This is a genomic window from Bacillus sp. X1(2014) (assembly GCF_007678255.1).
In genome coordinates this window covers 1-5,459 of record NZ_VEED01000045.1, presented here as the reverse complement: position 1 = coordinate 5,459, position 5,459 = coordinate 1, and the positions used below count along the sequence as shown (strand labels likewise).

General features: G+C 33.7%; 8 protein-coding genes. 3 read left to right on the top strand and 5 right to left on the bottom strand.

The genetic code is table 11. The features are described from left to right. Nucleotides 1-432: 432 nt before the first annotated feature. The 3 genes from FS608_RS29595 to FS608_RS29585 are packed head-to-tail and all read right to left on the bottom strand — an operon-like array spanning nucleotide 433 to nucleotide 1,773. The gene (locus FS608_RS29595) at nucleotides 433-960 is read right to left on the bottom strand and encodes a permease (RefSeq protein WP_144556138.1); all 528 of its coding nucleotides are present in this window, start codon (nucleotides 958-960) and stop codon (nucleotides 433-435) included. Then, entirely contained in the window at nucleotides 957-1,439 is a 483-nt protein-coding gene (locus FS608_RS29590) for a hypothetical protein (RefSeq protein ID WP_144556137.1), read from the bottom strand. Before FS608_RS29590 ends, FS608_RS29595 begins: the two co-directional genes overlap by 4 nt. Beyond that, nucleotides 1,432-1,773, bottom strand: a complete 342-nt coding sequence (locus FS608_RS29585; RefSeq protein WP_144556136.1) for a PadR family transcriptional regulator — start codon at nucleotides 1,771-1,773, stop codon at nucleotides 1,432-1,434. Before FS608_RS29585 ends, FS608_RS29590 begins: the two co-directional genes overlap by 8 nt. Nucleotides 1,774-2,314: 541 nt before the next feature. On the opposite strand from FS608_RS29585, the gene FS608_RS31590 reads away from it, so the two are divergent. Continuing rightward, nucleotides 2,315-2,437 carry a hypothetical protein gene (locus FS608_RS31590; RefSeq protein WP_260871871.1) on the top strand — a complete coding sequence of 41 codons (123 nt, stop codon included), beginning with the start codon at nucleotides 2,315-2,317 and terminating at the stop codon, nucleotides 2,435-2,437. 586 nt (nucleotides 2,438-3,023) lie between these two features. Here the strand turns inward: FS608_RS31590 and FS608_RS31585 are convergent. Both FS608_RS31585 and FS608_RS31580 read right to left on the bottom strand, forming a co-directional pair. Beyond that, nucleotides 3,024-3,182 carry an alpha-helical endospore appendage domain-containing protein gene (locus tag FS608_RS31585; protein WP_260871870.1) on the bottom strand — a complete coding sequence of 53 codons (159 nt, stop codon included), beginning with the start codon at nucleotides 3,180-3,182 and terminating at the stop codon, nucleotides 3,024-3,026. 246 nt (nucleotides 3,183-3,428) lie between these two features. Continuing rightward, entirely contained in the window at nucleotides 3,429-3,581 is a 153-nt protein-coding gene (locus tag FS608_RS31580; RefSeq protein WP_260871869.1) for a hypothetical protein, read from the bottom strand. Between FS608_RS31580 and FS608_RS31710 the strand changes: the two genes are divergently transcribed. Both FS608_RS31710 and FS608_RS29570 read left to right on the top strand, forming a co-directional pair. Next, nucleotides 3,525-3,695 (top strand): CotD family spore coat protein, encoded by a 171-nt coding sequence (locus FS608_RS31710; RefSeq protein ID WP_313958754.1) that lies wholly within the window; start codon nucleotides 3,525-3,527, stop codon nucleotides 3,693-3,695. The genes FS608_RS31580 and FS608_RS31710 overlap by 57 nt on opposite strands. 315 nt (nucleotides 3,696-4,010) lie before the next feature. After that, the gene (locus FS608_RS29570; protein ID WP_144556135.1) at nucleotides 4,011-5,174 is read left to right on the top strand and encodes a hypothetical protein; all 1,164 of its coding nucleotides are present in this window, start codon (nucleotides 4,011-4,013) and stop codon (nucleotides 5,172-5,174) included. The last annotated feature ends 285 nt before the right edge of the window (nucleotides 5,175-5,459 follow it).

The following is a 5,459-nucleotide window of genomic DNA, read 5'->3' as shown; positions in this document are numbered from 1 at the left end:
ATTCATGTTACTAAATTTTTTGAAGCACCAGAGGCATCCGAGGGTTTAAATATTTTAGAGTTTAGCGGAAAAGAATAACAAGGAGTTCAATGATTCGTGTGTATAGAGTACCTTTTGTTCTGGGAGGTGCTCTATATGATATAAAAATGAAATGTGAGTAAGAAAAGTTTCAATGTATATATGTTAAAATCCATGTAACTTTGTGAAGAGGTACACTTAAACTAACGGGTAGCTAGAATTAAACAAGGTGTTGCTGCGGCAACATCTTTTTTCTTGTTGAACTAATGGTGCAGTTAGTTGAAGAAGGGGAATCAAAGAGAGGATGCAGTGCAAACTGTATCCTCTAATCTTTTGCTGCACGCAGTATAGTCCGTTGAAGGTTCAGCTACAAAATATCTAGGATTGAGTGGTTAAAGATTTATAGATCTAAATCTAAACGTCTTTAGTTATATCGTACTTTAACAATTGTCGATGATTATAAAATTTCTCAAAAATAACACCCATTAAATAGAAAAATAACAAACCAAAACAAATGTGAATGAGTGTAAATTTAACTCCAAATGAAGCAAATTCATATACAATAACCGGTAATTTTGCAGTTGTCCAAACTCCTAAAAAAAATACAATATAGCGTATGCTTGCTCCTTTTTTTAATAATAGTGCCGCAATTGGAAAAGCTACGTAGAGGGGACCAGCTGCAATTACTCCTAATAATAGGGAAAACAAAATGCCATAGATGCCGGATTTTTCTCCCATATATCTTATAAGTGTTTCTTTCTCCACCCATTTGTCAAGCAAACCTACGAATATTAAGACAGGAGGGAGTAGAAACAGCATATCTAAAATGCTTTTTCCTGTTAATTGAAATGCGTTCCATCCCACCGATTGGTTTATAAAGGTAAGGATAATGAGCCCAAATAATAAAATGAAAAAGATACGATACCTTTTTAATTCATTCATCCAATCACCATCCAAATAATATATGAAAATAGTAGAGACATTACCACTGCAGATACGTTGCGAGAATAGGCAAAACTTCGCCCAAATATCTTTTGTTCCATAGGTAAAGTTGTGATTCCTACGGACATTAATGTAGACATCAATACAGCTACTTGAGGGAGTCCTGCACCACTTTGGACTAATGTGTGTCCAAGAGGAAATACAACAAAGCTTGGAACTAGTGCAATAGAACCAATTAATGTTGAATAAACAATACCTGTCAATCCAGATTTTTCTCCAATGATTGAAGAAATTAAGGATGGAGTTAATATAGATAGTGATACCCCAACGAAAAGCATAATTAATAACATGTCAGGTATAATATTACGAAAGCTTTTCCATGACTTTAATAGAGCATCTCTTGTTTTATTTCGATCTTTTATAAAAGAAATACTGAGAAGAATGATAGCCACAGCGTAAAGGATAGCACCATTAATCATGATTAGACTCCTTCCATTCTTTGTATTTATTTAAGAAAATTGATAAGTTCTTCATTTTTTCTTCTATATCTATTTGAAAATCTTCTAATTTTCTTTTTCCAACTGTAGTAATTTTGTACATTTTTATCAGCTTATCTTGATTTGATGTGTCCAAATAAGACTCAACAGCACCTTCTTTCTCTAATGTTTTTAATGTGCGATAAAGGATGGCACTATCAATTGGGTTGATGGGAAGCTCTTCTTCACATTTCTGCAGGAGTTTCCCTCCATAGCTATCTCCCTCTGTTAAAAACAGTAGAAGAAATGCACCTGTATGTCTCCCTGTATGTTTCATGAAATAAATAACCTCCTAATTTAATGTAAAATTTTTTTGGAGATACCTTACTGTTAATAACATTATACTGTTGTCGACAGTAATATGTCACTGACAGTATGTTCTTTTTTAAAATTTTTTTCAATTTTTCAGTTCAGCTTCCGTAGGGTTAGTTGGATGGTATCTTAAGAATGGAATTACAGTTCCATCTCGTGTGATGGCAGAACTTTATGTTCCATAGCTACACCTCATCATCGCGTTTTTTCCCGCTTATTCTATCCAATATATAACCTGGTATGCTTTTCTTCTCTTTCATTAATTAGCAGATGCATAGATTTATAAAAGTTTGTATAAAGATGTACTTAAAGTAATGGGTGCTTTAATTACGTAATAGGATTGCTACGGGAGTCTTTTTTTGTTATTTAAAAGCGGTAGAATGAACAATTGAACTTGTTTGAATGAGAATATATTAAATAAAGAAATAAAAAGAAATTTCGTAAACACATTCCACTTACGAATGAATCACTTGTAAAATGACTAAGTTTAAAGGGGTGTTAGGTAATTGGAGCGAATGAAAATAAAAAGAATTGCAGTCGATTCCATCCTTTATACAGAAGTTGACGATTGTGAAACTGACGATAATACAGATGATTGGGATGTTCAATTTGAAGGAGGTGAAAGTTAAATATCAATGGCTAATGCCTTTAAATTTGACTGGAAATAATACACATTTATGTCATTTGAGATTAAAATGAATTTAGGTGGAATGTGTATTGCTAAAATTAGTTCATTGGTTTATATATGTTTGTGAACCAATGTACTTAAACTAACGGGTGTGAGAGTTAAAGATACCAGATCGCTGCGGCGGTCTTTTTTCTTGTTGTACTAACGGGCCTTTTCTATTGGAAATTGTTGATTTAAAGTAAAAGAGAAAGTGAATGTAGTTTGAACAGGGTTAATTATAGAGGTGAGGATACCCAGTGATTTTGGTAAAAAGCCACAAATACCAGCAAAATTGCCAGGGGAACAAAAAATGGGCGGCGGATTCGAAGTGCAAGAAACAAAGCTAGTGAGTGCACAATGAAATAATGGAATTAATTGCACAAAAGATTGTGGAGATGGTGAAACAATTACATAATTCCAATTCAGACCGACATTTGTTAAGCTAGTAAATCTAATCGTTGCTCCATTAGAAAGTTTTAAAAAATTCTGGACAACTTGGCGGAACTGGTAATGTTTCTATTAATCAATAACATTTTTAAATTTGAATTCTAAGAGCATTTTTTCTTGATGACGTCACGAAGGGTACTTTGAACACTTGCATTGACATCTAGTAGATGTCCTGATGAGACCTCTGCAGGTGAAAGCGTAACAGCTGAGTCATCTAGTTTTCCAAGAACGAACTGCATCTTCGCTGCCTCAGCGTTCATAATATGAGCAAGAGCCCAACTCCTTAAGAGCAATGGACCTGAGAAGTAAAGGAATAGTGTGCTCAACAGAAACTGAAATCAACGGTGTGATATTTGGTATATTCGGTAAAGACAAATAATCACCACTATTTCTTGGAAAAATAGGTACATAACTAGTCCGCTTATACAAGAATCCACATAGACTGTTGATGTAACAAGACATATTCACATTGAGGTCATTTAACGATAAAAAGAAACTTTCCACCATCAAACAGATGCCGAATATGATACCGCCTGTACGACCATTTCAAGCCCAATACTACCCACCACAACTATGTCCGCCACTACCGTTTCCTGTACAGTATGACCCACCACAACAATATGGTAGAAACAAATATATTTAATAAAGTAGTCACACATGTCCATCCTCCTCATATGACAACAGTTTACAAACCTCATATTAATCATCAATATTATTTTCCACACACAGAATCATGTGTAAATGAGTGTTGTGAGACACATGCGATGTGCTGAGTACCGGATAACCCATGTTGTCCTCAAGGACTATTCGGATTTTAATTTACTAAACCTCCCATTCCTTTGAATATGAATACTCAAAAGACGAATCATTTTCGTATCCAATTAATAATGCCCTGAAATATCCGAAAAAAAAGGAAGCATTTCACTCATTAGGAGTCTATTTTCCGAAGTTGAAATTAACAAAGTTTTTTATTATGGACTCGTTGCTGTAGAGGAAAATGTGTGATTGAATATGTTTTTATAAAAGCAGATGAAATAACAGAAAATAAAAATTGAAGGCAATGAAATTGTTGATAAGGAGGTAAACAAATGGATCATACCAATGAATCGAACTCAGCAATCATGAAGTATTGGGGTTCCATGATGAAGTCCAATCAGGAATTTCAAAAGGAATTGCACCAAGAGATTCAGAGAATAATACAAAAAATTGGTAATGAAAGTTCACCTATAGCTAATTTATTAACAGAAAAAACTGATCATGTTAATAGGTTTCAGGAATTAGAATTTGAGAGAAACCTATTATTTTATAAAGAACTACAAAATAAAAATGCCCAACTAAATGGACTATTCGAACAACTAAGAAAAGAAAATGCTCAATTAGCAGCAAAATATGAAGAGTTAAAAGAAGAAAAAAGCCAATTAGCTGATTCCTATGATGATGTAAAAGAAAAAAATGCTCAATTAGCAAGTTCATATGAAGAACTAAAAGAAGAAAATGCTCAATTAGCTGACTCATATGATGATGTAAAAGAAGAAAAAGCTCAAATAGCTGACTCATATGAAGAATTAAAAGAAGAAAAAGCTCAATTAGCTGATTCGTATGAAGAATTAAAAGAAGAAAAAGCTCAATTAGCTGATTCATATGAAGAATTAAAAGAAGAAAAAGCTCAATTAGATCATTCGTACAAGGAATTACAAGAGGCAAAAGATGAGTTAACCATATCCAGTGTTGAACTTTTACAAGCAAATGTACAAATGTATATACAAATGAAAGCACTTAAATCAACAATCAATCGTTTTGAAGAAGTATTTATGACCCCGCTAAGTCCATTATTGAATGGATTACTTGAAACGGAATCGATAAGAGAAGATTTACCAAAAGTGGGGATAGAGCCGCTCGATGGAAACTCTCTAAGAAATTACTTGGCTCTTTCCAGATTAACTGGTCAATTGTATTTAGCACGTTGGGTTCAGGAGTCCTTTTTTGAATCCAAGAAAAAACATCTGGTCTATTTATCAGATAGTGAGCTTAGTCTGATTGCAGAAATTAATAAATATTATCGTGCTGAAGGATACCAATGGGATATATTAGTAGTACCTGAACCTGGCAGATTTGAGGGTTCCCTAGTTCAAGATTTTCATACACCATTACGTAATTATAATAAGTTCTCAGGTGTGTATACACCGGCTTTCTTTCAAAAAGATAATGATCCGCCAACCTTTAAAGCACGAGTAAAAGGTCAATTATACTAAATTTCATCAGAAAGGCAAACGGGTGCAAGAATTAAAGATCAGAGCTGCCATATCGGTGGCTTTTTTCTTATTCGACTAACGGAGCAGGTTTGTTAAAGAAGGAATATGAATGAAATTGGTAGAATAAGTAAATCGGGAATAAAATCTTAACGTATAAAAATTAATAAGAGGAGAATGTCTATGGGAACTAACGAAGTAAAAAGTTTAGACTAAAATAAGCGCGGGGGGTTAAAAAATATGAAACAATTGGGGACGCTATACTTTTTCTGTGGAAAAATGGGAGCT